General features: G+C 74.1%; 24 protein-coding genes and 1 riboswitch. Of the genes, 12 read left to right on the forward strand and 12 right to left on the reverse strand.

The features are described 5' to 3' along the window. Window positions 1-109 precede the first annotated feature (109 nt). Window positions 110-1,084 carry a 16S rRNA (cytosine(1402)-N(4))-methyltransferase RsmH gene (rsmH, locus tag ABTY61_RS10225; protein ID WP_350504512.1) on the reverse strand — a complete coding sequence of 325 codons (975 nt, stop codon included), beginning with the start codon at window positions 1,082-1,084 and terminating at the stop codon, window positions 110-112. Window positions 1,085-1,636: 552 nt separating this feature from the next. Between rsmH and ABTY61_RS10230 the strand changes: the two genes are divergently transcribed. The 4 genes from ABTY61_RS10230 to ABTY61_RS10245 all read left to right on the forward strand — a co-directional run bounded on the left by ABTY61_RS10230 (window position 1,637) and on the right by ABTY61_RS10245 (window position 7,232). Continuing rightward, window positions 1,637-2,179 (forward strand): beta-class carbonic anhydrase, encoded by a 543-nt coding sequence (locus ABTY61_RS10230; protein WP_350504513.1) that lies wholly within the window; start codon window positions 1,637-1,639, stop codon window positions 2,177-2,179. 244 nt (window positions 2,180-2,423) lie between these two features. Further along, window positions 2,424-3,470: an AAA family ATPase gene (locus ABTY61_RS10235; RefSeq protein WP_502895265.1), complete on the forward strand. Its 1,047-nt coding sequence runs from the start codon at window positions 2,424-2,426 to the stop codon at window positions 3,468-3,470. A gap of 1 nt (window position 3,471) precedes the next feature. Continuing rightward, window positions 3,472-4,794, forward strand: coding sequence for a DUF58 domain-containing protein (locus tag ABTY61_RS10240; RefSeq protein ID WP_350504514.1), 1,323 nt, complete (start codon window positions 3,472-3,474; stop codon window positions 4,792-4,794). Beyond that, a complete protein-coding gene (locus ABTY61_RS10245) occupies window positions 4,791-7,232 on the forward strand; it encodes a transglutaminase TgpA family protein (RefSeq protein ID WP_350504515.1) in 2,442 nt (813 codons plus the stop codon). The genes ABTY61_RS10240 and ABTY61_RS10245 overlap by 4 nt, the downstream gene beginning before the upstream one ends. 76 nt (window positions 7,233-7,308) lie before the next feature. Here the strand turns inward: ABTY61_RS10245 and ABTY61_RS10250 are convergent, their stop codons facing one another. From ABTY61_RS10250 to ABTY61_RS10260, 3 genes are all read right to left on the reverse strand, one after another. Then, window positions 7,309-7,698: an SCO2097 family morphological protein gene (locus tag ABTY61_RS10250; RefSeq protein WP_350504516.1), complete on the reverse strand. Its 390-nt coding sequence runs from the start codon at window positions 7,696-7,698 to the stop codon at window positions 7,309-7,311. A 431-nt stretch (window positions 7,699-8,129) separates the two neighbouring features. Beyond that, complete coding sequence (locus tag ABTY61_RS10255; protein ID WP_350504517.1) at window positions 8,130-8,882, reverse strand: methyltransferase domain-containing protein; 753 nt, start codon at window positions 8,880-8,882, stop codon at window positions 8,130-8,132. Between the two features lie 45 nt (window positions 8,883-8,927). Then, complete coding sequence (locus ABTY61_RS10260; RefSeq protein WP_350504518.1) at window positions 8,928-9,497, reverse strand: SAV_6107 family HEPN domain-containing protein; 570 nt, start codon at window positions 9,495-9,497, stop codon at window positions 8,928-8,930. A gap of 613 nt (window positions 9,498-10,110) precedes the next feature. On the opposite strand from ABTY61_RS10260, the gene ABTY61_RS10265 reads away from it, so the two are divergent. Both ABTY61_RS10265 and ABTY61_RS10270 read left to right on the forward strand, forming a co-directional pair. Beyond that, window positions 10,111-10,725 carry a DUF4126 domain-containing protein gene (locus ABTY61_RS10265; RefSeq protein ID WP_350504519.1) on the forward strand — a complete coding sequence of 205 codons (615 nt, stop codon included), beginning with the start codon at window positions 10,111-10,113 and terminating at the stop codon, window positions 10,723-10,725. Window positions 10,726-10,734: 9 nt separating this feature from the next. Then, entirely contained in the window at window positions 10,735-12,237 is a 1,503-nt protein-coding gene (locus ABTY61_RS10270; RefSeq protein ID WP_350504520.1) for a phytoene desaturase family protein, read from the forward strand. A gap of 29 nt (window positions 12,238-12,266) precedes the next feature. On the opposite strand, the gene ABTY61_RS10275 is transcribed toward ABTY61_RS10270, so the two are convergent. Next, window positions 12,267-13,142 (reverse strand): hypothetical protein, encoded by an 876-nt coding sequence (locus tag ABTY61_RS10275; protein ID WP_350504521.1) that lies wholly within the window; start codon window positions 13,140-13,142, stop codon window positions 12,267-12,269. A 165-nt stretch (window positions 13,143-13,307) separates the two neighbouring features. Continuing rightward, on the reverse strand, window positions 13,308-14,222 hold the full coding sequence (metF, locus tag ABTY61_RS10280) for a methylenetetrahydrofolate reductase [NAD(P)H] (RefSeq protein WP_350504522.1): 915 nt from the start codon (window positions 14,220-14,222) through the stop codon (window positions 13,308-13,310). Window positions 14,223-14,406: 184 nt separating this feature from the next. Here metF and ABTY61_RS10285 point away from each other — a divergent pair, with 184 nt between their 5' ends. After that, a complete protein-coding gene (locus ABTY61_RS10285; RefSeq protein WP_350504523.1) occupies window positions 14,407-15,513 on the forward strand; it encodes a polyprenyl synthetase family protein in 1,107 nt (368 codons plus the stop codon). 33 nt (window positions 15,514-15,546) lie between these two features. On the opposite strand, the gene thiE is transcribed toward ABTY61_RS10285, so the two are convergent. The 3 genes from thiE to ABTY61_RS10300 are packed head-to-tail and all read right to left on the reverse strand — an operon-like array spanning window position 15,547 to window position 17,813. After that, entirely contained in the window at window positions 15,547-16,200 is a 654-nt protein-coding gene (gene thiE / locus ABTY61_RS10290) for a thiamine phosphate synthase (RefSeq protein WP_350504524.1), read from the reverse strand. Next, window positions 16,200-16,565: an Rv2175c family DNA-binding protein gene (locus tag ABTY61_RS10295; protein ID WP_350504525.1), complete on the reverse strand. Its 366-nt coding sequence runs from the start codon at window positions 16,563-16,565 to the stop codon at window positions 16,200-16,202. The genes thiE and ABTY61_RS10295 overlap by 1 nt, the downstream gene beginning before the upstream one ends. 42 nt (window positions 16,566-16,607) lie before the next feature. Next, entirely contained in the window at window positions 16,608-17,813 is a 1,206-nt protein-coding gene (locus ABTY61_RS10300; RefSeq protein WP_350504709.1) for an NAD(P)/FAD-dependent oxidoreductase, read from the reverse strand. Between the two features lie 87 nt (window positions 17,814-17,900). Then, window positions 17,901-18,013, forward strand: a riboswitch (TPP riboswitch). 3 nt (window positions 18,014-18,016) lie between these two features. Between ABTY61_RS10300 and thiO the strand changes: the two genes are divergently transcribed. From thiO to pknB, 4 genes are all read left to right on the forward strand, one after another. Continuing rightward, complete coding sequence (gene thiO / locus ABTY61_RS10305; RefSeq protein WP_350504526.1) at window positions 18,017-19,192, forward strand: glycine oxidase ThiO; 1,176 nt, start codon at window positions 18,017-18,019, stop codon at window positions 19,190-19,192. After that, on the forward strand, window positions 19,189-19,413 hold the full coding sequence (gene thiS / locus ABTY61_RS10310) for a sulfur carrier protein ThiS (RefSeq protein WP_350504527.1): 225 nt from the start codon (window positions 19,189-19,191) through the stop codon (window positions 19,411-19,413). Before thiO ends, thiS begins: the two co-directional genes overlap by 4 nt. Window positions 19,414-19,416: 3 nt before the next feature. After that, window positions 19,417-20,214, forward strand: coding sequence for a thiazole synthase (locus ABTY61_RS10315; protein ID WP_350504528.1), 798 nt, complete (start codon window positions 19,417-19,419; stop codon window positions 20,212-20,214). A 98-nt stretch (window positions 20,215-20,312) separates the two neighbouring features. Continuing rightward, complete coding sequence (gene pknB / locus ABTY61_RS10320; RefSeq protein ID WP_350504710.1) at window positions 20,313-22,091, forward strand: Stk1 family PASTA domain-containing Ser/Thr kinase; 1,779 nt, start codon at window positions 20,313-20,315, stop codon at window positions 22,089-22,091. Window positions 22,092-22,134: 43 nt separating this feature from the next. Here the strand turns inward: pknB and ABTY61_RS10325 are convergent, their stop codons facing one another. Then, window positions 22,135-22,764, reverse strand: coding sequence for a molybdopterin-dependent oxidoreductase (locus ABTY61_RS10325; RefSeq protein ID WP_350504529.1), 630 nt, complete (start codon window positions 22,762-22,764; stop codon window positions 22,135-22,137). Between the two features lie 229 nt (window positions 22,765-22,993). On the opposite strand from ABTY61_RS10325, the gene bfr reads away from it, so the two are divergent. Then, on the forward strand, window positions 22,994-23,473 hold the full coding sequence (bfr, locus tag ABTY61_RS10330) for a bacterioferritin (RefSeq protein WP_350504530.1): 480 nt from the start codon (window positions 22,994-22,996) through the stop codon (window positions 23,471-23,473). Window positions 23,474-23,491: 18 nt separating this feature from the next. Here bfr and ABTY61_RS10335 read toward each other — a convergent pair whose 3' ends face one another. Beyond that, window positions 23,492-23,791 carry a (2Fe-2S)-binding protein gene (locus ABTY61_RS10335; RefSeq protein WP_350504531.1) on the reverse strand — a complete coding sequence of 100 codons (300 nt, stop codon included), beginning with the start codon at window positions 23,789-23,791 and terminating at the stop codon, window positions 23,492-23,494. Window positions 23,792-23,963: 172 nt separating this feature from the next. Continuing rightward, window positions 23,964-25,313 carry a class II 3-deoxy-7-phosphoheptulonate synthase gene (locus tag ABTY61_RS10340; RefSeq protein ID WP_350504532.1) on the reverse strand — a complete coding sequence of 450 codons (1,350 nt, stop codon included), beginning with the start codon at window positions 25,311-25,313 and terminating at the stop codon, window positions 23,964-23,966. Window positions 25,314-25,563: the final 250 nt, after the last annotated feature.

Here is a 25,563-nt window from a genome sequence, read left to right on the forward strand (position 1 = left end):
TGATCCGCGCCCTGCCCTGTCCGGGGAGTCCTCCCCGCCCCGCCCGGACCTCACCGGCCACCGGCCCCACCGCTCTCCTCCGCCCTTCGGACCCCGCCGGAGCCGTTCCTCAGCCCCGCTTGCTTCGGTCCCTGATCCTCTCCGCCACCCGCAGCCGCACGGGCGCGGCGCGCCGGTTCTCCTCGATCTCCTCCTCGGTGGCAAGCTCGGCACCGCGGGTGATCAGTTTGAGCCAGGGCTGGTGCTCCTCCGGGATGAACGGGAGGCCCGGCGGGGCGGTGTTGGTCGCTCCGGCGGCGAAGTACTGCTTCACCAGCCGGTCCTCCAGCGACTGGTACGACATCACGACCATCCGGCCGCCGATCGCGAGGACCTCCAGCGCCCCCGGGATCGCCCGGTCCAGGACCTCCAGCTCGCCGTTGACCTCGATCCGCAGCGCCTGGAAGGTCCGCTTGGCCGGGTTCCCGCCGGTCCGGCGGGTCGCCGCCGGAATCGCGTTGCGCACCAACTCGACCAGACGCGCGCTGTTGGTGAACGGTTCCTTCTCCCGCTCCCGCAGGATGACCGACGCGATCTTCCCGGCGAACCGCTCCTCGCCGTAGACCTTGAGGATCCGGGCCAGGTCGCCGTGGCTGTAGGTGTTCAGCACCTCCGCCGCGCTGATCCCCCGGGTCTGGTCCATCCGCATGTCCAGCGGCGCGTCCTGGGCGTAGGCGAAACCGCGGTCGGCCTCGTCCAGCTGCATCGAGGAGACGCCGAGGTCGAACAGGACGCCGTCCACCTCGTCGATGCCCAGGCGCTCCAGCACCTCGGGGATCTCGTCGTACACCGCGTGCACCAGGGTGGCCCGGTCGCCGAAGGGGGCCAGCCGCTCGCCGGAGAGCTTGAGTGCCTGCGGGTCGCGGTCCACCGCGATCAGCCGGACCTCCGGGAACTGGGTCAGCAGCGCCTCGCTGTGCCCGCCGAGGCCGAGGGTCGCGTCGACCACCACGGCACCGGGGCGCGAGATCGCCGGCGCCAGCGCGTCCATGCACCGCTGCAGCATCACCGGAACGTGCTTGGGACCCGGTTCGTTGGTGGTCATGCGCGGTGGCGCCCTTCCTCGGTGCGGAGCAGCCCGACGACCGGGAGCTCCGACCATTCTCGCCCACCACCGGCCGGCACGACGACGCGGCCCGTGGTCCCCGCCCGCTCGAGGGGAAGGTCGTGGCCGCCCGGCGCCGGGGAAGGTGCGCCAGGTGAACACGGAGCGGGTGGAGGCCACGAGCCGCATCGGCCGGGCCGCACACCGTTCGGAACGGCCCGGTTGACGGACTCCGAGGGGTGTGCTCCAACGCGCCGCAACTCTATCGCGGCGGCCCCGCCAGTCAATGGTCCGCTCCGGCGCACCACCCGGGCGGCGGTACGGATCACCGCAGGTCGCGGCCGTCGGGGCGGCCTGGCGAGGGCCCCGACCGGGGGCCCTCGGGGACCCGCGCGCGCCCCGTCGGGCGACCGGGTCCGAACCCGCTCCCGGGCCGACTCCGGGACCAGCCCGGACAAACCCTCCCGTTGTGGCTATGCGCTCGATCACAGCGGTGCGTTCTGTAGCTCTCCGCCCCACCGCGGGGCCCCGGACCGCACTAACGTCGCCCCCATGACAGTGACCCCCGACCGGCCCACGCCGAACGCCGCTGCCGACCCCGCCGGACCCACCATCATCGACCGCTTCGTGACGGCCAACCGCGAGTACGCGGTGACCTTCCGGGACGGCGGCATGGACGCCCGTCCCGTCCAGAAGATCGCCGTGGTGGCCTGCATGGACGCCCGGCTCGACCTGTTCGCGGCCCTCGGCCTCGAACTGGGCGACGCCCACGTCATCCGCAACGCCGGCGGCGTCGTCACCGACGACACCATCCGGTCCCTGACGATCAGCCAGCGCGCCCTGGGCACCCGCTCGATCGCGCTGATCCACCACACCGGCTGCGGCCTGCTCGGCCTCACCGAGGACTTCCGCCGCGAACTGGAGCTGGAGGTCGGCCAGCGCCCGCAGTGGGCGGTGGAGGCCTTCGTCGACCTGGACGGCGACGTCCGCCAGTCCATGCAGCGGGTGCGCACCTCCCCGTTCCTGCCGCACACCGACGACGTCCGCGGCTTCGTCTTCGACGTCCACACCGGACTGCTGCGCGAGATCCGCTGACCGGACCGGCTCCCCCTCTCATCCTGCTCTCATTCGGCGACGGCCGAATGGTGACTTCTGGCCGCCGAACGGGGGAGAATGCGCCTGCCGGTCGGACCCCGAACCACCTGGGGCGGCCGGGCCGCAGGCCGCCCACCCGGCGCCGGATCCTCGTTCGGAACCGCCCCCGGGACGGCCGCGTCAAGCATGGGGTGGGGTCCGGCCTCGGGAGAGGCGGGCACGGTGTGCCAGGGAGCGTAAACGGGTGACGAGCTACAACGACCAGGCCGGTCTCGGCAGTCCTGCGGGGGGCGAGCAGAGGGCGAACGGGTACCGTCCGGTCGGGCTCCCCGAGCTCGCGGCGGTCGTGGACCGGGTCCGCGCCAACATCGAGAGCGTGATCGAGGGCAAGCCGGAGGCCGTCCGGATCGCCTTGACCGTCCTGCTCGCCGAGGGCCACCTGTTGCTGGAGGACGTGCCCGGCGTCGGCAAGACCATGCTGGCCAAGGCGCTCGCCAAGTCGGTGGACTGCACCGTTCGCCGGATCCAGTTCACCCCCGACCTGCTGCCCTCGGACGTCACCGGCACCAACATCTACGACCAGCAGCGGCACGACTTCGAGTTCCGCCCGGGCGCGATCTTCGCCCAGATCGTGGTCGGCGACGAGATCAACCGCGCCTCGCCGAAGACCCAGTCCGCGCTGCTGGAGTCCATGGAGGAGCGCCAGGTCACCATCGACGGCACCAGCTACGAGCTGCCCTCGCCGTTCATGGTCGTGGCCACCCAGAACCCGGTGGAGATGGAGGGCACCTACGCCCTCCCGGAGGCCCAGCGGGACCGTTTCATGGCCCGGGTCTCGATCGGCTACCCCAGCCCCGAGGCCGAGTTCGCGATGCTCGACGTACACGCGGGCGCCAACCCGCTGGCGGACCTCCAGCCGGTCGCACACGCCGCCGACATCCTCAAGCTGGTCGAGCTGGTCCGCACCGTGCACATCGCCGACCCGGTCCGCCGCTACGCCGTCGACCTGGTCGGCGCCACCCGCACCAGCCCCGAGCTGCGGCTGGGCGCCTCGCCGCGCGCCACCCTGCACCTGGTCCGGGCCGCCCGCGCCGCCGCCGCGCTGGACGGGCGCGACTACGTCACCCCGGACGACATCCAGCGGCTGGCCGTGCCGGTCCTGGCGCACCGTCTGATGCCGACCGCCGAGACCCAGCTCGGCCGCCGCACCTCCGAACAGATCGTGACCGACCTGGTCGCCCGGCTGCCGCTGCCCCGTCCGCAGGGCGGACCGGCCGTCCGGAGGGGCTGAGGTGGCCTCATCCGACGGAACGGGTGGGCTGCGGGCCGGACTGCGCGGCCTCACCACCCGGGGCCGTTCCTTCCTCGCGGCCGGGCTGGCCGCGGTGGTCTGCGCCTACGTACTCGACCAGAACGCGCTGCTGCGGGTCGGCGTCCTGCTCACCGCGCTGCCGCTGGCCGCCGCCGCGGTGGTCGCCAACACGCGCTACCAGGTCGCCAGCGGACGCCGGCTCAGCCCGCACCGGGCGGTCGCCGGCCAGGAGGCCCGGGTCCACCTGCGGGTCGACAACGTCTCCCGGGTGCCCACCGGACTGCTGCTCCTGGAGGACAAGGTCCCGTACGTGCTCGGGCCGAGGCCGCGGTTCGTGCTGGACCGGGTCGAGCCGCGCGGCTTCCGCGAGGTCTCCTACCGGGTCCGCTCCGACCTGCGCGGCCTCTACCTGCTCGGGCCGCTGCAGCTGCGGCTGTCCGACCCGTTCGGGATGTGCGAGGTCAACCGCTCCTTCGCGGCCTCCGACGTGCTCACCGTCGTCCCGCAGGTCCAGGCGCTGCCGCAGGTCCGGCTCAGCGGCGAGTGGATCGGCCAGGGCGAGAGCCACACCCGCACCCTGGCGCTGGCCGGGGACGACGACGTGATCCTGCGCGAGTACCGGCCCGGCGACGACCTGCGCCGGGTGCACTGGCGCTCCACCGCCAAGTACGGCGAGCTGATGGTGCGCCGCGAGGAGCAGCCGCAGAAGGCCCGCGCCACCGTCCTGCTGGACACCCGCGAGGTGGGCCACCGGGGCAGCGGCCCCGCCTCCTCCTTCGAGTGGGCGGTCAGCTGCGCCGCCTCGGTGGCCGTGCACCTGCTGGAGCGCGGCTACCAGACCCGGCTGCTCACCGACACCGGGCACTGGGTGCCCGGGCCCGGCAGCGGCGGCCACAACAGCGCCGCCGACACCTCCGGGCTGATCCTGGACGCCCTCGCGGTCGCCGACCTGTCCGACGGGGCCGGCCTGTCCCGCGCCGAGGAGCCGTTGCGGGCCGGCGGCGAGGGACTGGTGGTGGCCGTCCTGGGCGAGCTGGACCAGGCCCAGGCCGCCCGGCTGGCCCGGTTGCGCGGCCGTACCGGCGGGGCGATCGCGTTCCTGCTCGACACCGGCACCTGGGCCGGTGTGCGGATGCTCGCCCCCGACACCGGCGGCGAGGAGTTCCGCGAGCGGGTCCGGGAACTGCGCGCGGCCGGCTGGACGGTGCTGCCGGTCCGGGCCGGTGACTCCGTGCCGGATCTGTGGCAGGCGGCCGACGGCGCCAAGACCACCGCCCCCTACCGAGAAGAGGCCGGCGCGTGACCACCCGGGCCAAACTGACCGTGTACTCGGCGCTGGCCACCGCCCTCGCCTCGCTGTGCATGCTGCCGCTGCTGACCACCCGCAGCTGGCTCACCCACGCCTTCCTGGTGATCGCCGTGATCTCGGCGGTCGGCGCCGGCCTGCGCCGCTCCCCGCTGTACCGCTGGTCGGTGCCGGTGGCCCAGGTGCTGGTGCTGCTCCTGCTGATGCTGCTCGGCTTCGCCGGCTCCGCGCTGACCGGTGGCGTGCTGCCCGGGGCGCCCGCGATGCGGCTGCTGAGCCAGGTCTTCTCCGCCGGGGTGGACGACATCACCCAGTACGCCCTCCCGGCGCCGCCGACCGCGGGCCTGCGGCTGATCCTGGTCTCCTCGGTCGGCCTGATCGCCGTGCTGGTGGACACCATCGCGGTGACCTACCGGCGCTCGGCACTGGCCGGGCTGCCGCTGCTGGCGCTGTTCTCGATCGGCAACGGCGTGGCCGGGGACCACGCCAGCTGGGTCTGGTTCGGCTTCGCCTCGGCCGGCTACCTGGTGCTGCTGTTCGCCGAGGGCCGGGACCGGGTCTCCCGCTGGGGCCGGGTCTTCCGCGGCAGCGCGCGCGGCACGGTCACCTCCAGCCGGATCAGCCAGGGCGGCCAGCAGGTCGGCGTCCTGGCGCTGGCCCTGGCCCTGCTGCTGCCGGTCTTCCTGCCGCGCTGGGACCTCGGGCTGCTGGACTCCGACTCCGGCGGGTCGTCCGGGCACGGCACCGGCGGGAGCGTGACGAACAGCCTCGACCCGCTGGTCAGCCTGGAGGCGGCGCTCAGCAAGCCGACCGACACCGAGCTGCTCACCTACACCCTGGACAGCGACCTCGCCGACCAGATCTACCTGCGCACCGGCTCGCTGGACCAGTTCGACGGCACCAACTGGAAGCTCGGCAGCACGGTGGTCAGCGACCTCCCGGCCACCCTGCCTTCCCCCGAGGGCCTGCGGGTCACCGACGTCGCCCGGATCGAGGGCGACTTCAAGATCAGCGACGCGCTGGGGGGGAACAGCTGGCTGCCGATGCCGTACCCGGCCGCCTCCGTCCAGGTCCCCAACCGCAACGAGTGGAAGCTCGACCCGATCACCCGCACCGTCCTGCCGACCAACGACAAGGCGATCAGCGGCCTGCGCTACCACGTCAGCTCGCTGGACCTGCGGCCCACCGCGGGCGAGCTGCGCACCGCACCGCTCGCCCCGCTGGACGTCCGGGACCGCTACACCGCCGTCCCGTCCGACCTGCCGGCCGTGGTCGCCGAGCAGGCCAAGGCGGTCACCGCCGGCGCGCACACCGACTACGACCGGGCCACGGCGCTGGTGAACTGGTTCACCAGCCCGGGTTTCACGTACGACACCTCGGTCGAGGGCGGCACCGGCAGCAACGCGATCGCGGTCTTCCTGCAGAACCGCCGGGGCTTCTGCGTGCACTTCGCCTCCACCATGGCGGCGATGGCCCGGGTGCTGAAGATCCCGGCCCGGGTCGCGGTCGGCTTCACCCCCGGCGACAGCAAGGGCGGCAACGTCTACACGGTCACCGCCCGGATGTACCACGCCTGGCCCGAGCTGTACTTCTCCGGCTACGGCTGGATGCGCTTCGAGCCGACCCCGAGCCGGGGCGTCCAGGCCCGCTACTCCGAGGCGTCCAACGCCCCCACCACGGCGCCCTCCCAGCTGCCGACCGCCGCGGCGACCGGCTCGGCCGCCGCCCCGGCGCCGTCCCAGAGCTCCGACTGCACCGCCAAGCAGCGCCAGCTGGGCGAGTGCGGCTCCAAGAGCAAGGCGGTCGGCCGGAGCGCCGACGAGTCCTGGCTGCTGTCCGGCCAGGTGCTCGGCACCCTGGCCGTGGTGCTGGCGCTGCTCGCCCTGCTGCTCGCACCGATGTTCTGGCGCACCGCCGTACGGCGTCGCCGGCTGGGCGGCGGCGGGCGGCGCCGACCCGGCGGGGACGGTCCGGCCGAGCTCACCGACGCCCAGGTGCTGGCCGCCTGGGACGAGCTGGTCGACTCCGCCTGGGACCTCGGAATTCCCCCGGACGAGTCACGCACCCCGCGCTCGGCCGCCCGGCGGATCACCGAGGCGGCGGACCTGGACGCGGACGCGGCGGCCGCCGCCGGGCGGCTGGCACTGGCCACCGAGCGGGTGCTCTACGCCCCGGCCGGGCAGGTCACCACGGCCCCGCTGGTCGCCGACGTCCGCACCGCCCGGCGGGCCCTGTGGGCCGGAGCCGGCCGGGCCGGGCGGCTCCGGGCGCTGCTGCTGCCGCCGTCCTCGGCACAGCTGTGGTGGCGGATCTCCGACGCGGTGCGGGCGGCCCGGGCGGCCGTCGCCACCCGGACGGGCCGGGCCGCCGAGGCGGTCAGCGGCCCGGTGCGGCGGGTGACCACCCGGCGCAAGCGGTCCACCCCGGACGTCTGACGGAACGCGAGAGCCGGGGCGGGCAGTCGGTCGACTGCCCGCCCCGGCTCGTGTCCGTCCTCGACGCTCCCTGCGGCTAGAAGCCGCCGGTCTGCTCGTCCCGGCGGCGCTGCCAGCGCTGCTCCACCCGGTCCATCATCCCGGCCTTGCGGCGCGGGGCCGCGGCCTGCCGGGGACCGGAGCCCTGGGTCGCGGGCGCCCGGCGCCAGCCGGTCACCGCGAACACCGCGCACCCGAGCATCACCAGGAAACCGACGACGCTGACCCAGATCTGGTCCGGAACGACCATGCCGCCCATCAGCAGGCCGATCCCCACCACGAAGCCGGCGACGGCCAGGTAGACCCGCCGACGGGTAAAGGTGCGCAGCCCGGTTCCCTCAAGCGCTGACGCGAATTTGGGATCTTCGGCATACAGCGCTCGCTCCATCTGGTCGAGCAGTCGCTGCTCGTGCTCCGAGAGCGGCACGGAGTCCTCCTACTCGTCGGTCGCGGGTGCGACCGGTCCGCCTCCCCGGTCGGGGAGGCCAGTCCAATCAGCCTTGGGCACACGGTCGGACGCCCGTGCGGGGGACCCGGCCCGTGTCGTCCATATGCCCCACGCATCCGGCTGTCATGCTTACCGGCTTTACCCAGATCATACGGTCCGTGGGCCCGTTACGGGGTGGTCTGCGCCGCGTGGGACGGGCCACTTCGACCGGGCGGGGCCGCACCCGGCACAACGCCGGACGGCTCGGACAAGTGCCCGATCCGATGGAATCGGCCCGGACCTGGGGAGCTTCCGGAGCGCACCCGGGCGAGGGGCGGGCGTCCTGGGGCCGTCCGGGAAGCGAACCACCGCCGGACGGTGCGCGAACCGTTACGGCGGCGGGCGGCAGCCGCGGGGGCAGGGGACGGGGGTCAGGCCAGGGTGGCCAGCAGGTGCAGCTGGGTGGCCACGGCGTGGAAGGCGGGCTGCGCGGCGGCGGCCTCCTCCAGCTTCAGCAGCGCCTCCATCGCGCCCGGCTCGGTGTCCACCAGCACCCCGGGGACCAGGTCGGCGAAGACCCGGACGCCGTGCACCGACTCCACCCGCAGGCCCGCGCCCTCGGCCAGTCGGCCCAGCTCCTCGCCGGTGAAGCGGCGCGGCATCGGGTCCTGCTCGCCCCAGCGGCCGTCCTCGGCGGAGAGCACCGTACGGGCCTCGGTGAAGTGGCCGGCCAGCGCCCGGGCCAGCACCGCGCCGTTGCGGTTGGCGGCCAGCAGGCTGACCAGGCCGCCCTTGCGCAGGGTGGCGGCCAGGCTGCCGAGCGACTCGGCCGGGTCGTCCACGACCTCCAGCACGCCGTGGCAGAGCACCGCGTCCACGGTGCCGGGGGCGACCAGCTCGGGCAGCGTCTGGGTGTCGCCCTGGACGGCCCGGACCAGGTCCGTCACACCGGCCTCGGCGGCCCGGCGCTCCAGCGCGAACAGCGCGTCCGGGCTCGGGTCGACCACCGTCACCCGGTGGCCGAGCTTGGCCACCGGCACGGCGAAGTTGCCGGTGCCGCCGCCGGTGTCGACCACGTCGAGCACCGGCTGGTCCAGCTCGGCCGCCCGCTTCTCCAGGGCAGCCCGCACCACCTCCCAGACCACGGCGGTACGCAGGGCACTGCGGGGACGCGTCGGGTACAAGGTCGGGCTCCTCGGCACGTGCAGATCGATCAGGATGCCTCCACCTTAAGCCTGCCGAGTGGTGGCCTCCCCCATGCCGGGCAGCCGGGGCGCGGGCGGCGCCGGGCGCAGGCCGAGCAGGCGCTCGACCAGGCGCAGGAACAGGGCGGAGTTGCGGATCAGGTCGTCGGCGTCGCGGGCCGAGGCGGCGCCCCGGATCCCGGCCTCGGCGGCGGCCCGGCGGCGGGCGCCGGCACCGTAGTAGAGCGCCCATTCGGCCAGTTCCGGGGCCACCTCGGGGAGCACCTCCCAGGCGCTGCGGATGGCCTTGCGCCGGCGCGGGTTCTTCTCCGGCCGCCCGCGGACGGCCAGCACGGCCGCCACCGTGCGCAGCGCGGCCAGGTGGGCGGTGGCGTAGCGCTCCAGCGGGTCCTCCAGGGCGCGGGCGCGGGCCAGCGTGCGGTGGGCGTCGGCGAGCAGGTCGAGGGCGGCCGGCGGCGCGGCGATCCGGCGCAGCACGGGGTGGACGTCCCGTCCGGCGGAGCGGCCGCCGGAAGGGCCCGGGGCGTCCGGGACGTACGGCAGGGCGGCGGAGTGGAGGCGGGTGGTGACGGGCTCCGGATGGCTGATGGTCATGGTCTCCCCCGTTCCGAGGCAGCGCGCGGACCGGGTGGTCCGTGCCCTTCCATCGTGAACGCCACCACTGACAACCGGCCCCGGAGAACGCACGGAACGCACGGAACGCACGCACCGGCGGCGGTCGCGGTCCCCCCGGTCCGCGCCCGCCGCCGTCCGCTGTCGCTCCGCCCACCCCCCACCGGGCGGCGGTGCGATCTCCCCCCGTTTCCCCCGTTTCCCCCGTTTCCCCCGTTCGGCCACCGGTCTCCCCCCGGCCCGCTCCGCCGCCCCGTGCCGGCGGTGCGGGGCCCGTGACCGGCGCCCGACACGGATCCCGAACCACCACCCCCCGGGCCTCCCGGCCAGAGGGACGGAAGGATCCGCCACCCGGGCGGCCGGCGCCCGACGCGCCGCCCTCCCGGGTGCCACTACTCTCCCGTCCCAGCAGGTCGGAGGACATCCGCTGCCGTACTCAACCGTCGAACTGAGTACCCGTACTCAGTCGACTGCGGCGCCCCGGACCGGAACCGCGGCAGCGCCCCGGCGCGTCCCGGCTCCGGGTACGGTACGGCGGGGCCGGGGCGGCCCGGACGGGGTCGCACGGGCCCGGGAGAACGAGGAGGGGGACGCGATGACGGTCCTGCCGCTGATCTTCACCAGCGGTCTGGCCAGCGGCATCAACGCGTACGCGGTGGTGCTGCTGCTGGGTCTGCTGGGCCGGTTCGCCGGCGCGGAGTCGGTGCCGCACGCGCTGGAGCGCACCGACGTGCTGATCGCGGCGGCCGTGCTGTTCCTGCTGGAGGCGGTGGCCGACAAGATCCCGTACGTGGACACCGTCTGGGACGTCGTGCACACCGTGATCCGGCCGATCGCCGGCGCCGTCGTCGGCGTGCTGATCGCGAGCGCCGACCCGGGCTCGCTCAGCGCGGTCGCGGCCGGGGCGATGGGCGGCACCACGGCGCTGGTCACCCACCTGGTGAAGGCTTCGCTGCGGATGGCCGTGAACACCTCGCCCGAACCGGCCAGCAACATCGTGGTCAGCCTGGCGGAGGACCTCTCGGTGGCCGGCCTGGTCACCCTGGCGATCTTCCACCCGTGGCTGGCCGCCTCGATCGGCGCGGCGCTGCTGCTGGCCGGCCTGCTGTTGGTCCGGCTGGTGATCAAGCGGATCCGGGCGTTCCTGGCCCGCCGCCGCGAGCGCCGGGCCGCCAAGGCCGCCGGAGGGGCCTTCGCAGCTCAGCCCTAGGATCAGGGCATGGCACGGATCGTCATCATCGGCGCAGGAATGAGCGGGCTCGCGGCGGCCTCTCGGCTGGCGACCATCGGTCACCGGGTGACGGTCTGCGAGGCGGGCGGCACCTACGGCGGCATGGTCGGCCGGTACGAGCGGGACGGCTTCGCCTTCGACACCGGGCCCGGCCTGCTCCCGCTGCCGGCCGTCTACCGCGACCTCGCGCTGAAGACCGGCAAGGAGCCGCTGGAGCAGCTGGTGGAGCTGGCGCCGGTGGACCCGGAGAGCCGGCACCTGTTCCCCGACGGCACCGCCGTCACCCTGCCCAACGCCTCCCGGGGCGGCGTCAGCCAGGCCCTGGACGCCGCCTTCGGCGCGGGCTCCGGTGCCCGCTGGAGCGCGGTGATGAACCACGGCCGGACGGTCTGGGAGGCCACCCGCCGCCCCCTGCTGGAGGAGCCGCTCCCGGCCGACCACGCCTTCCTGGGCACCGATCCGTACCCCGCCCCGGCGCCCACCGGCCTGGCCCGGCTGCGCCGCCCCCGGCCGTGGACCCTCCGGGACGTCGCGGCGCGCGAGCTCGGCGGCCACCCCGGGCTGACCGCCCTGCTGTCCGAGGCCGCGGTCCGGTACGGCTTCGTCCCCGGCCGGGCCCCGGCCGGGGCCACCGTGCTGCCGTACATGGAGCAGTCCTTCGGCGTCTGGTACATCCGGGGCGGCCTGCGGGCCCTGGCCGACGCCGTGTTCCGACGCTGCGAGCTGCGCAAGGTCGAGTTCCGCTTCGACACCCCGGTCACCCGGGTGGTGCTGGCGGACGGCCGGGCCTGCGGGGTGGAGACGGTGGACGGCCGGGTCGACGCCGATCTGGTGGTCTCCGCGATGGACGCCGACGCCCTGCTCCGCAACGGCCTCGTCGAGTGGCCGGGGCGGCCTGGGCAGCCGGCCGAGGACCGGGAGTCCGGGGCGGCGCCCGGCCGGTTCAGCGTGCTGCTGGCCCTGCGCGGGCCCCGTCCCGAGGGCACCGCGCACCGGACGGTGGTGCACGCGGCGGACCCGGCCGCCGAGGAGGACGCCCTGACCCTCTCGGCGCCGCCCTGCCCGCGTCCCACCGTCCAGGTGCTCCGCCCGGACGACCCGGCGCTGCGCCCCGACGACGCCCACGAGAGCGTGGTGCTGACCGCGACCGTCCCGGCCCAGGGCGGGTTCGACTGGACCGCCCCCGGCGCCGCCGACCACTACGCCGACCAGCTGCTCGCCCACGTCGACGCGGCCGGCCTGGGCCTGCGCGAGCGGGTGCTGTGGCGGGTCGTGCGCACCCCGGAGGACACCCGCCGGGAGACCGGCGCCCCCGGCGGCGCGGTCGCCCTCCCGGCCCTGGCCGGGTCCGCGGGCCGGTGGTTGAAGCCCGCCAACGAGTCCCCGGTGCCCGGGCTCTACCTGATCGGCGGCAGCGCCCACCCGGGCGGCGGCCTCTCCCGCGTCGGCATGTCCGCCTGCATCACCGCCGGAGTGATCGGCCCGGCCTGACGCCGGGTCGGCCGGTCAGCCCGGTCCCGTCAGCCCTGGTGCCAGGTGTTCTGCTGCTGGTAGCCGTAGTTCTGGTCGTAGGCCGGCTGCTGCGGGACGCCCTGGCCGTGCTGGTCCGGCTGGGGCTGCCACTGCTGCTGCTCGTGCGGCTGGGACTGGGGCTGCTGGGTGTTCGGGTCCCAGGCCTGCTGGTGCTGCTGCGGGTAGCCCGCGTACGGGTCCTGGGGCTGCTGGTAGCCGCCGTAGGGGTCCTGCTGCTGTTGCGGGTAGCCGCCGTAGGACTGCTGGTCGTAGGCGTAGGCGGGCTGCTGCTGGGTCTGCCACTGCTGCTGGTCGTAGCCGGCCTGGTAGGCCGGGGCGTACGGGTCCTGCGGCTGCTGCTGGACCTGCGGCTGCTCGTAGTACGAAGGGGCGTAGACGCCGTCCTGGGCCGGCTCCTGCATCTCGAAGGCGGCGGTCTGCTCGACCTCCGGGACGTCCTCGGCGACCGGCGCCGGCGCGGTCTCCGGGGCCGGGGTCTCCTCGACCGCGCTGACCTCGCCGACCCGCTCCTCCCCCGCCGCCGCCACGGCCGCGACCGCCGCGCCGCCGGTCAGGGCGCCGAGCAGCGGCACCCTGGCGAGCGGGCCGGGCAGGCTGCCGTCGGCCTTCCGCAGGGACCAGCCGGCCTGGTAGCCCTTCTTGACCGAGAGGGTGACGAAGGCCTGGCCGACCGCGAACAGGCCCGCTCCGGCGCCGATCACCACGACCGAGCCGAGGCCCATCCCGACGGCCACGCCGAGGAAGCCGACCAGGGCGAGGACCCGCCAGTGCACCGGCGCCCGGTTCTGCAGCAGCACCTCGGCGACCAGCCAGAGCGCCACCACCGCCAACGCGACGTACAGCAGCAGGTATCCGATGCCCATCCGCGCGCTACCTCCAGTCGCGTGCCCGCGCTAGCCGCGCGTGTGCGGCGACTGTACCGGTTCAACGGCCGGGGTACCGCATCGCGTTCCCGCCTTCGGCGGCACCGGCCGCACACGACCGGGCCCGCCACCGGAGGACGGTGACGGGCCCGTGAACAGCGGTGATCAGCGCTGGTGCAGCCCCAGGTTCTGGTAGATCTCCAGCGTCGCCGTCGAGTGGTTGAGCGTGATGAAGTGCAGGCCGGGCGCGCCCTCGGCGAGCAGCCGTTCGGCCATCGCGGTGGCGTGCTCGATGCCGATCGCGCGCAGCGCCGCCGGGTCGTCGATGGCGGCCCGCAGCCGGGCCTCCAGGTCCGCCGGGAAGGCCGAGCCGCTGAGCTGCGGGAAGCGCTCCAGCTGCTTGGCGTTGGTCACCGGCATGATCTCCGGGATGATCGGCGTCTCGCAGCCGGCGGCGGTGACCCGGTCGCGGAACCGCAGGTAGTCGTCCACCTCGAAGAACATCTGGGTGATCGCGTAGTCCGCGCCGGAGCGGACCTTGGCGATGAAGTGCCGGATGTCCTCGTCCCAGTCGACCGAGCGCGGGTGCCTGTTCGGCGAGGCCGCGACGCCGACGCAGAAGTCGCCGATGCTCCGGATCAGCTCCACCAACTCGTACGCGTAGGTGACGCCGTCCGGGTGACGGACCCACTCGCCCATCGGGTCGCCGGGCGGGTCGCCCCGGACCGCGAGGATGTTGCGCACCCCCTGGTCGGCGTACTGGCCGATGATGTTGCGCAGCTCGGCGACCGAGTGGTCCACCGCGGTCAGGTGGGCGACCGGGGTGAGGGTGGTCTCGGTGGCGATCCGGCCGACCATGTTGACGGTGCGCTCGCGCGAGGAGCCGCCGGCGCCGTACGTCATGCAGACGAAGTTCGGGTCCAGCGGTTCGAGCCGACGGATGGCGTCCCAGAGCTTCTGCTCGCCGACCTCGGTGCGCGGCGGCATGAACTCGAAGGAGAACGAGCGCTTTCCGGCCGCCAGGAGCTCGCGGACCGTGAGTGCGCGGTCCGGTCTCGTGGAAGCGATGCCGAGTGCCATGCTGGCAGGTTATCGGGCCCCCGAAGGGGGCGGACAACTCGATTCCACGATTCGGGACAACTGGTGGACGCACCTCCGCTTCCGACCCCGCCGCCCTGCGCGCCCCGGCGGACCCCGCTCGCACGTCCGTTCCCGGCCGCCCCGCTACGCTTGCTGCACCCCAGCGAACCAGCGGAGCATCATCGTGACCTCGTCCAGCAACCGGCCGGCCAACCCGATGGACGTGGAGGACGTCCGCACCCGCGTCAACGCGGCCCTCGCCGCGTTCATGGACGGCCAGTCGGCCCTGCTCGGCACGATCTCCCCGCAGTTGGTGCCCGCCGCCGACGCCCTGCGCGACTTCCTGCTGGACGGCGGCAAGCGGCTGCGCCCGGCCTTCTGCTACTGGGGCTGGCGCGCCGCGGGCGGCCGCGCCGACGGCGACGGGATCGCCAACGCGGCGGCCGCGCTGGAGCTGCTGCAGGCCAGCGCCCTGGTGCACGACGACCTGATGGACCGCAGCGACACCCGCCGCGGCCTGCCCTCGGTCCACCGGCGCTTCGAGGCGCTGCACCGGGACAGCGGCTGGCGCGGCGACCGCGAGCAGTACGGCGCCTCGGCCGCGGTGCTGCTCGGCGACCTGCTGCTGATCTGGTGCGACGAGCTGTTCCTGCGCTCCGGCCTGGACCCGGCCGCGGTGCTGGCCGCCAAGCCGAGGTTCGACCTGATGCGCACCGAGGTCATGCTCGGCCAGTACCTGGACGTGCTGGAGCCGGTGGCCGGCGACTCCGCCGACGAGGGCGCGCTGGAGCGGGCGCAGACCGTCCTGCACTACAAGTCGGCGAAGTACACGATCGAGCGGCCGCTCCAGGTCGGCGCCCTGCTGGCCGGGGCCGGGCCGGAGCTGGTCGAGGCGCTCGGCGCCTTCGGGCTGCCGCTGGGCGAGGCCTTCCAACTGCGGGACGACCTGCTCGGCGTCTTCGGCGACCCGGCCGTCACCGGCAAGCCCGCCGGGGACGACCTGCGCGAGGGCAAGCGCACCCTGCTGGTCGCCCACGCGATGCGCGCCCTGCCGCAGGCGGACGCGCGGCACCTGGACGCCCGGCTCGGCGCGCCGGACCTGGCCGCCGAGGAGGTCGCCGGGCTGCGCGAACTGGTCGCCCGCAGCGGGGCGCCCGAGCTGGTGGAGGCCCGGATCGAGGAGCTGATGCGGGAGTCGCTGGCGGCCCTCGCCGCCGCGCCGCTCGCCGACGAGCGGGCCCGTACGGTGCTGCTGGCGCTGGCCGAGGCCGCCACCGTGCGCAAGTACTGAGCGACGGCGACAGCCCCGGGCCGTCAGGGCGGGTCAGACCGCCGCGCGCACCCGGCGGGCGAGCTCGGCGGCGGCGGCCCGCGGGTCCTCCGCCGCGGTGATGGCCCGGACCACGACGATCCGGCGGGCGCCGGCGGCCAGCACCTCGTCCAGATTGCCGAGGTCGATCCCGCCGATCGCGAACCACGGCCGGTCGGTGGCCTGCTTCGCCGCGTACGAGACCAGGCCGAGGCCCGGCGCGTGGCGGCCCGGCTTGGTCGGGGTCGGCCAGACCGGGCCGGTGCAGAAGTAGTCCACGCCGGGCTCGGCGACCGCCGCGTCCACCTCGGACTCGGCGTGGCAGGAGCGTCCGATCAGCACGCCCTCGCCGAGGATCGCCCGGGCGGCCGGCACCGGCAGGTCGTCCTGGCCGAGGTGCAGCACGTCCGGCCGGGCCGCGTGGGCGACGTCGGCGCGGTCGTTGACGGCCAGCAGCTTGCCGTGCCGGCGGCAGGCGTCGGCGAAGACCTCCAGGGCCGCCAGCTCCTGCTTGGCCTCCAGGCCCTTGTCGCGGAGCTGGACGATGTCCACCCCGCCGGCCAGGGCCGCGTCCAGGAAGTCGGCCAGGTCGCCCTGCTCGCGCCGGGCGTCGGTGCACAGGTAGAGCCGGGCGTCGGCCAGCCGGGCGCGCAGCGGGTCCGCCGCCATCAGATCAGCATCGCCTGGGCGCGGCGCTTGACCTCGGTGCCGCGGTTCTCCCGGAGCGCCTGGATCGGGCTGCCGGGCAGCGACGGGTCCTCGGTGAAGAGCCACTCCAGGATCTCCGCGTCGTTGTACCCGCAGTCCCGCAGGACGGTCAGGGTGCCGGACAGGTGCTTGACCAGGCCCGGGCCGTCGATGAACGCCGCCGGGACCTGCAGCGACTTGTTCGGGCCGCGCCGGACGGCGACCAGGCCGCCGCTCTTGACCAGGTCACGCACTTCGGTGACCCGGACCCCCCACTGCTCCGAGATGTCGGGCAGGTACATCCAGTCGGTGACCAGGGCTTCAATCTTGCTTTCGATCTCACTCACGTCACCAGACTGCCACCTCTGCGGCCCGCCGCGCACCAGGCACTACCCCGCGACGGCTCCCTTGAGCGGCACCGAGGGGTCCGCGGCGAGCGCCCGGTCGAGCACCGCACCGCGTTCGATCAGCTTCCGGCCCTGGGTGAGGTCGCGCGGCCGGTCCACGGTCAGCAGGGCGCTCGGCGCCCCGTCGCGCAGCCAGAGCACCGACCAGGCGGCGTCCCGCGGGCTGCCGCGCCACAGCAGTTCGTCGCCCTCGGCATGCCGGCCGGCGTACTGGACCATCCGCCCGAACTGCTCGGACCAGAAGTACGGCACCGGGTCGTACGGCGCGTCCGCCCCGAGCACGGCGTCGGCCGCCGCCCCGCCGGACCGCAGCGCGTGGTCCCAGTGCTGCACGGCCAGCCGGGCGCCGGAGCGGGCCGACGGATAGCTGACGCAGTCCCCGGCCGCGAACACCCCGGGCAGGCCGGTGCGCAGCCGCCCGTCCACCACAACCGCGCCGGCCGCGTCCAGCTCGACGCCCGAACCGGCCAGCCAGCCGGTCGCGGGCCGGGCGCCGATGCCGACCACCACCTCGTCGGCCGGCAGGTGGGAGCCGTCGGCCAGCAGCACCGACCCCGGCTCGACGGCGGCCACGCCGACCCCGCAGCGCAGCTCGACCCCGGCCTCGGCGTACCAGGCGGCCATCGCCGCGCCGACTTCGGTCGGCAGCGCGCCCGGCACCGGCGCCGGACCGGCCTCGACCACGGTCACCGCGCAGCCGGCCTGGCGCGCGGCGGTGGACACCTCGGCACCGATCCAGCCCGCGCCGACCAGCACCAGCCGCAGCCCGGGGCGCAGCAGGGCGCGCAGCGCCAGGGCGTCGTCCAGGGTGTGCAGCAGGTGCGCGCGCTCGGCCCCGGGCAGGGCGCGCGGGGTGGCGCCGGTGGCGATCACCAGCGAGTCGTACGGCAGGTCGCCGCCGTCGGTGTGCAGCACGCCCGGGGTGAGGCCGGTGGCGCGGCGGCCGGTGAGCAGCTCGATGCCGAGCTGCCCGTAGTCGATGTCCAGGGTGGTGGCGTCGGCCTTGCCGAGCAGCACGTCCTTGGAGAGCGGCGGCCGGTCGTACGGCGCGTGCCGCTCCTCGCCGACCAGGACGATCCGCCCCCGCCAACCGCCCTGCCGCAGTCCCAGGGCGCACTGCGCCCCGGCCAGCCCGGCTCCGACGACGACCACCCGGTCCGTTCCGCTCAGCTCTGCCACGCCCGTCACTGTACTCAGCCCCACCGACCTCCCGTCCGCCCCGCCGTCCACCCTGCGTACGGCCCTTCGGCCGGGCCGACCCCCGGCGTTAAGGTGGTGGCACCACACGGGAGCCCGGCGGACCGGGCTGAGAGGCGGGCTGACACGGCCTGCGACCGTCCGAACCTGATCCGGGTCATACCGGCGAAGGGAGAAGAGCAGCTTTGTCACGCATGCCATCGGGCAGCCGCGCCGACGTGCTGGTGATCGGCGGGGGCGTCATCGGCCTCGCGGTCGCCTGGCGCGCCGCGCAGCGCGGGCTGCGGAACGTGGTCGTGGTCGACCCCGGCCACGGCCGGGGGGCGGCCGGGGTCGCCGCCGGGATGCTCGCCCCGGTCACCGAGCTGCAGTACGGCGAGGAGCCGCTGCTGCACCTGGGGATGGCCTCCAACCGGCGGTACGAGGGCTTCGCCGCCGAGCTCACCGAGGCCAGCGGCGGTCTGGACACCGGCTACCGCCGGTGCGGCACCGTCGCCGTCGCGCTGGACTCCGACGACCGCGAGGAACTGCGCGAACTGTACGCCTTCCACCAGCGGCTGGGCCTGGACTCCAGCTGGCTGACCGGCCGGGAGGCCCGTCGGCTGGAGCCGATGCTCGCCCCCGGGGTACGCGGCGGCCTGCACGCCGCGGACGACCACCAGGTCGATCCGCGCCGGCTGCTCACCGCCCTGGTCGCCGCCTGCGAGCGGGCCGGCGTCCGGCTGCACCGGGCCGAGGCCGTCGAGCTGCTGGTCGACGGCAGCCGCGCGGTCGGCGCCCGGCTGGACGACGGGGAGTCCGTGGCCGCCGAGCAGGTGGTCCTCGCCGCCGGCCCGCACAGCCACCGGCTGCCCGGCCTGCCCGAGGGGGTGCTGCCCGCGGTGCGCCCGGTGAAGGGGCAGATCGTCCGGCTGCGGATCCCGGACGCCTACCGGCCGTTCCTGTCCCGCAACGTCCGCGCGGTGGTGCGCGGCCGGCACCTGTACCTGGTGCCGCGCGAGAACGGCGAGCTGGTGATCGGCGCGACCACCGAGGAGCAGGGCTACGACACCACCGTCACCGCCGGCGGGGTGTACGAACTCCTGCGCGACGCCCACGAGTTGGTCCCGGGCATCACCGAACTCCCGCTGGTCGAGACCTCCGCCGGGTTGCGCCCCGGCTCCCCGGACAACGCTCCGCTGCTGGGCCCGACCGCCCTGCCCGGACTGGTCGCCGCCACCGGCCACTACCGCAACGGCGTGCTGCTCACCCCGGTGACCGCCGACCTGCTCGCCGACTACCTGGCGACCGGCGAAGTCCCCGAGTCGGCAAGGCCGTTCGCACCCACCCGGTTCTCCCCCGCATCCCCCGTCGCGAAGGCCTCCGCATGACCGAGATCGCCCTGACCGAGATCGACCTGACCGTCAACGGCGAGCCCCGCCGGGTGCCCGCCACGACCACCCTCGCCGAACTGGTGGCCACCGTCAGCGCCGCCAACACCGGCGTCGCCGCCGCCCTCAACGAGGCCGTGGTGCCGCGCAGTTCGTGGCCCGGGACGACACTGGACACCGGCGACCGGATCGAGATCCTGACCGCCGTCCAGGGAGGCTGAACCATGGCCGACGACCTGCTGACCATCGCCGGGACGACCTTCTCCTCCCGGCTCATCATGGGCACCGGCGGCGCGCCGAGCCTGGAGGTCCTGGAGCGCGCCCTGCTCGCTTCCGGCACCGAGCTGACCACCGTGGCCATGCGCCGGGTCGACGCGAGCACCCAGGGCTCCGTCCTGGACGTGCTGACCCGCAACGGCGTCCGGGTGCTGCCCAACACGGCCGGCTGCTTCACCGCCGGCGAGGCCGTGCTGACCGCCCGGCTGGCCCGCGAGGCGCTCGGCACCGACTGGGTGAAGCTGGAGGTGATCGCGGACGAGCGCACCCTGCTGCCGGACCCGATCGAGCTGCTGGACGCCGCCGAGACGCTGGTCGACGACGGCTTCACGGTGCTCCCGTACACCAACGACGACCCGGTGCTGGCCCGCAAGCTGGAGGACGTCGGCTGCGCGGCGGTCATGCCGCTGGGCTCGCCGATCGGCTCCGGGCTGGGCATCCGCAACCCGCACAACTTCCAGCTGATCGTGGAGGGCGCCGGCGTCCCGGTGATCCTGGACGCGGGCGCCGGCACCGCCTCCGACGTCGCGCTGGCGATGGAGCTGGGCTGCTCCGCGGTGATGCTCGCCTCCGCGGTGACCCGGGCTCAGGACCCGGTGCTGATGGCCGAGGCGATGCGGCACGCCGCCGAGGCGGGCCGGCTCGCCCACCGGGCCGGCCGCATCCCGCGCCGCTTCCACGCCGAGGCCTCCTCGGCGATGGCCGGCCGGGCCGACCTGGACACCCGGGAGCGGCCGGCGTTCTGAACCGGCGCGGGCCCGTCCCGCATGTCACAAGCCGGTCCCGGAGGCGGTGTCCGCCGGGACCGGCCCGCGCCCGCCCCACTAGACTCCCCCGGGTGGACATGGCATTGCACGACCCCCTGATCGGTACCGTGCTCGACAACCGGTACCGGGTCGAGCAGCGCATCGCCACCGGCGGGATGTCCACCGTCTACCGGGGCACCGACACCCGGCTGGACCGGGTGGTCGCCCTCAAGGTGATGCACCCCCAGCTGGCCGGTGACGAGGGCTTCACCGCCCGCTTCATCCGCGAGGCCAAGGCGGTCGCCAAGCTCTCCCACCCCAACGTGGTCAACGTCTTCGACCAGGGCGCGGACGGCGGAAACGTTTTCCTCGCCATGGAGTACGTGCCCGGCCGCACCCTGCGCGACCTGCTGCGCGACCGCGGCGCACTGTCCGTCCGGGCCGCGCTGGACGTGCTGGAGCCGGTGCTCGCCGCCCTCGGTGCCGCCCACCGGGCCGGACTGGTGCACCGGGACGTCAAGCCGGAGAACGTGCTGATCACCGAGAGCGGCCTGGTCAAGGTCGCCGACTTCGGCCTGGTCCGGGTGCTCGGCAGCGCCGACGGCGCGCCCACCTCGACCAGCACCGCCACCGGCGGCACCGTCATGGGCACGGTCTCCTACCTGGCCCCCGAGCAGATCCTCCCGGACGCCCCGACCGACCAGCGGGTCGACGTCTACGCGGCCGGCATCCTGCTCTACGAGATGCTCACCGGCCGCCGCCCGCACACCGGCGACAACCCCGTCCAGGTCATGTACAAGCACCTGCACGAGGACGTCCCCGCCCCCTCGCTGACCGCCCCCGCCGTCGCCCCGGCCCTGGACGCCATAGTGGCCGGCGCCTGCGCCCGGGCCGCCGACGCCCGCCCGTACGACGCGGTGGAGCTGCTCGCCGCCCTCCAGCGGGTCCGCCGCACGCTCACCCCCGAGGAACTGGACGCCGAGCCGCCCGCCTCCACCCGGCCCAGCCCGCGCTACCCGACCAGCGAGCCGACCTCGGTGATCCAGCCGCTGCCCCGGCCCGTCGACGCCCCGCCCGCGGAGCGCACCAGCGTGCTGGACGTACCGGCCGAGCTGCTGGACCAGCTGCTGGTCGAGCCCCGCCCGTACGACGAGCCGACCCCGGTCCGGCCCCGTCGGCCGGGCCGGACGCGCCGCCTCCCGCGCAAGCCGCTGATCTGGGCGGCCGCGCTGACCGCCCTGGTGCTGGCGGTCGGCGGCGTCACGTACGGGATCTCCGAGGGGCTGTACGGCTCGGTGCCGAGCGTGCTCGGCAAGGACCGGGCGCAGGCGCAGCGGATCCTGGACGGGGAGGGCATGCACGGGCGGTTCGTCGAGGTGTTCAGCGAGTCCGTCCCGGCCGGACAGGTGATCTCCACCGACCCCGGGGTGGGCGCGCGCACCCGCAAGAGCGACTCGGTGACGGTCACCCTCTCCAAGGGCCCCAAGCGGATCGCCGTGCCGGACGTCACCGGCAAGAGCGCGGACGACGCGGCCGCCGCCCTGGCCGGCGCCCAGCTGACCAGGGGCGGGGTGACCCAGACCTACAACGACTCCGTGCCGGAGGGCTCGGTGATCAGCAGCAGCCCGGCCGCCGGGCAGCTGCTGCAGGAGAACGCCGCGGTCTCGCTGGTGGTCAGCAAGGGCATGGTGCCGGTCCCGGACGTCAGCGGGATGAGCCGGGACGACGCCCAGCGGGCACTGCAGTCGGCGGGCTTCACGATGAAGGCCTCGACCGACTGGACGCTCGGCATGGGCAAGGTGGGCAGCCAGTCCCCGGCGGCCGGCGAACGGCGCCCGCAGAAGTCCGTGGTGACGGTCAACTTCTCGCTGTTCTAGCGGAGTTCGGGGCCAGACACGGCTTTCCGACACGGCTCGGGGCTCAGCGCAGCGGCCCGTCGCCCGGCTCCTCCTGGTAGGAGTAGCGCTGCTCCCGCCACGGGTCGGCCCGGTTGTGGTAGCCGCGCTCCTCCCAGAAGCCGCGCCGGTCGGCCCGCATGTACTCCACCGCACGCACCCACTTGGGGCCCTTCCACGCGTAGAGCCGCGGCACCACCAGGCGCACCGGGAAGCCGTGTTCGGCGGTGAGCGCCTCGCCGTTGCGGTGGGTGGCGAGCAGGGTGTGCGGGTCGGCGAAGTCGGCCAGCCGCAGGTTGGCGCTGTAGCCGTACTCGGCCCAGACCATCACATGGGTGACACCGGGCGCGGGGGGCACCAGGTCGAGCAGGAGGGCCGCGGGCACGCCGGTCCACTCGTTGCCGGGCATCGAGAACTTGGTGACGCAGTGCAGGTCGGCGACCACGGTGGTGCGCGGCAGGGCGTTGAAGGCGGCGAAGTCCCAGCTGTGCTTCTCCGCCGAGGCGGTGGCCCCGAACACCTGGAGGTCCCAGGTCAGCGGCTTGAAGCGGGGCACCGGCCCGTAGTGCAGGGCGGGCCAGCCGCGCTGCACGCGCTGGCCCGGCGGGAGGCTCGGGTCAGACGGTGGAAGCGGTTCTTGTTCGGACTGACCCATGGCTCCATGGTGACAGACGGCGGACGGGCCACGGCGCGCGCCCCTTGGCCCCGGTTCACGCCCCGCCCATACGGGCCAATGGTCGGTCGCACACTCCCCACTTCCACCCAAATCGGATATTCCGACACATGTCCTAGTGAGTGTGAACTTACTGGAATTTCCTCCCGATACGGTGCCAGGATGCGCAGCGCAGGACTCACCGCAGGACGTAACGCAGGGAGGCAGCACCATGCAGGGCGACCCGGAGGTCATCGAGTTCCTCAATGAGCAACTCACGGCCGAGCTGACCGCGATCAACCAGTACTTCCTGCACGCCAAGATGCAGGAGAACTTCGGCTGGACGAAGCTCGCCAAGTACACCCGGCACGAGTCCTTCGACGAGATGAAGCACGCCGAGACGCTCACCGACCGGATCCTGTTCCTGGAGGGGCTGCCCAACTACCAGCGGCTGTTCCACGTCCGGATCGGCCAGACGGTCAAGGAGATGTTCGAGGCGGACCGCCAGGTCGAGGTCGAGGCGATCGACCGGCTCAAGCGCGGGATCGTGGTGATGCGGGCCAAGAACGACGTCACCTCGGCGAACATCTTCGAGGACATCCTGGCCGACGAGGAACACCACATCGACTACCTCGACACCCAGCTGGAGCTCCTGGAGAAGCTCGGCGAGGCGCTCTACCTCGCCCAGGTGATCGAGCAGCCGGAGTCCTGAGGCCCGGCGGCCCCGGCCTCAGGCCACCCGCAGCGGGGCCACCGGCGCGATCGGGGCCGGCGGGCCCGGCTTCGAAACGGCCGGCGCGGGCGCGTCCTGGACCTCCGGGTCGGCGAGGCCGAGCTTCGCGGCCAGCCGGGCGGTCGGGCAGGGCCGGGCGCCGTGCTCGCCGAGCAGGGCCTGGATCCGGCGCACGCAGGACCCGCAGTCCGTGCCGGCCTTGCAGCCCTTGGCTATCTGGCGGGGACTGCCGGCGCCCCCGTCGATCGCCTTCTTCACCTGGTCCTCGGTGACCGCATGGCACATGCACACGTACATCGCGGTCTCTCCCGGGGTGAAGCGCCGTGGGGCACGGAGTGGATCTTGACTAAGGATTGCCTTAGCTCACTAAGCCTCACCTTACCCGGCGATCCGGGTACGAAAAAGCCCCTCCGGGCTCGGAAATCCCGAAATCCGGAGGGGCCTTCGTCACATCTGGCCTGGTCAAGCCCTACTGGCCGCGGTACATCTCCGCCACCAGGAACGCCAGGTCCAGCGACTGGCTGCGGTTGAGCCGCGGGTCGCAGGCCGTCTCGTACCGCTGGTGCAGGTCGTCGACCAGCACCTCGTCGCCGCCGCCGACGCACTCGGTGACATCGTCGCCGGTCAGCTCCACGTGGATGCCGCCCGGGTGGGTGCCGAGCGCGCGGTGGACCTCGAAGAAGCCCTTGACCTCGTCCAGCACGTCGTCGAAGCGCCGGGTCTTGTGACCGCTGGACGCCTCGAAGGTGTTGCCGTGCATCGGGTCGCAGATCCACACCGGCTTGGCGCCGGAGGCGGTGACCTTCTCCAGCAGGGTGGGCAGGTGGTCGCGGATCTTGCCCGCACCCATCCGGGTGATGAAGGTCAGACGGCCGGGCTCGCGCTCCGGGTCCAGCTTCTCGATCAGGGCGAGCGCCTCGTCCACCGAGGTGGTCGGGCCCAGCTTGACCCCGATCGGGTTGCGGATCTTGGAGGCGAACTCGATGTGCGCGTGGTCCAGCTGCCGGGTGCGCTCACCGATCCACACCATGTGGCCGGAGACGTCGTACAGGTCGCCGGTGCGCGAGTCCACGCGGGTCAGCGCGGTCTCGTAGTCGAGGACCAGTGCCTCGTGCGAGGAGAAGAACTCGACGGTCTTGAACTCCTCCGGGGCCACCCCGCAGGCGTTCATGAACGCCAGGGCGTTGTCGATCTCCCGGGCGAGCTGCTCGTAGCGCTGGCCGGCCGGCGAGTTGCGCACGAAGTCCTGGTTCCAGGCGTGCACCTGGCGCAGGTCGGCGTAACCACCGGTGGTGAAGGCGCGCACCAGGTTCAGCGTCGCGGCGGACGCGTTGTACATCCGCTTGAGCCGCTCCGGGTCCGGAATCCGGGACTCGGGGGTGAACTCGAAGCCGTTCACCGAGTCGCCGCGGTAGACCGGCAGGGTCACGCCGTCCCGGGTCTCGGTCGACTTCGAGCGCGGCTTGGAGTACTGGCCGGCGATCCGGCCGACCTTCACGACCGGCACCGAGGCGGCGTACGTCAGCACGGCGGCCATCTGGAGCAGGGTCTTCAGCTTGTTGCGGATGTGCTCCGCCGAGACGCCGTCGAAGGCCTCGGCGCAGTCGCCGCCCTGTAGCAGGAACGCTTCCCCACGCGCCACGGCTCCGAGCCGGGCGCGCAGCTGGTCGCACTCGCCGGCGAAGACGAGCGGCGGATAGGAGGCGAGCTCCGCAAGGGTCTTGCGCAGAGCCTCTTGGTCCGGCCATTCAGGCTGCTGCGCCGCGGGCAGGGACTGCCAGGGGTGGCCAGTCCTCGTTGTCTCAGTCGTTGCGGTCACACGGCAAGGCTACGGGGTGGCGCGAGCGATTCGTGACCATTGCCCGAGGGATGAGACACGTCTCGGACATTGAACGTGAGCCGCCTCACCCGCACGGCCCCATCCGCTACGCTCGACCCATGCACGCGCCCCACAACCACTCCTGGTGGTGGGCCTCCCCCCTGGGTGGCCCACCGATCGCGCGTTCCTAGACGAACACGACGGCCGCCCCTCGGGGCGGCCGTCGTGCGTCCGAGCCGACGGCCCTCCG

Source organism: Kitasatospora sp. NPDC096128 (assembly GCF_040303105.1).
Taxonomy (GTDB): Bacteria; Actinomycetota; Actinomycetes; order Streptomycetales; family Streptomycetaceae; genus Kitasatospora.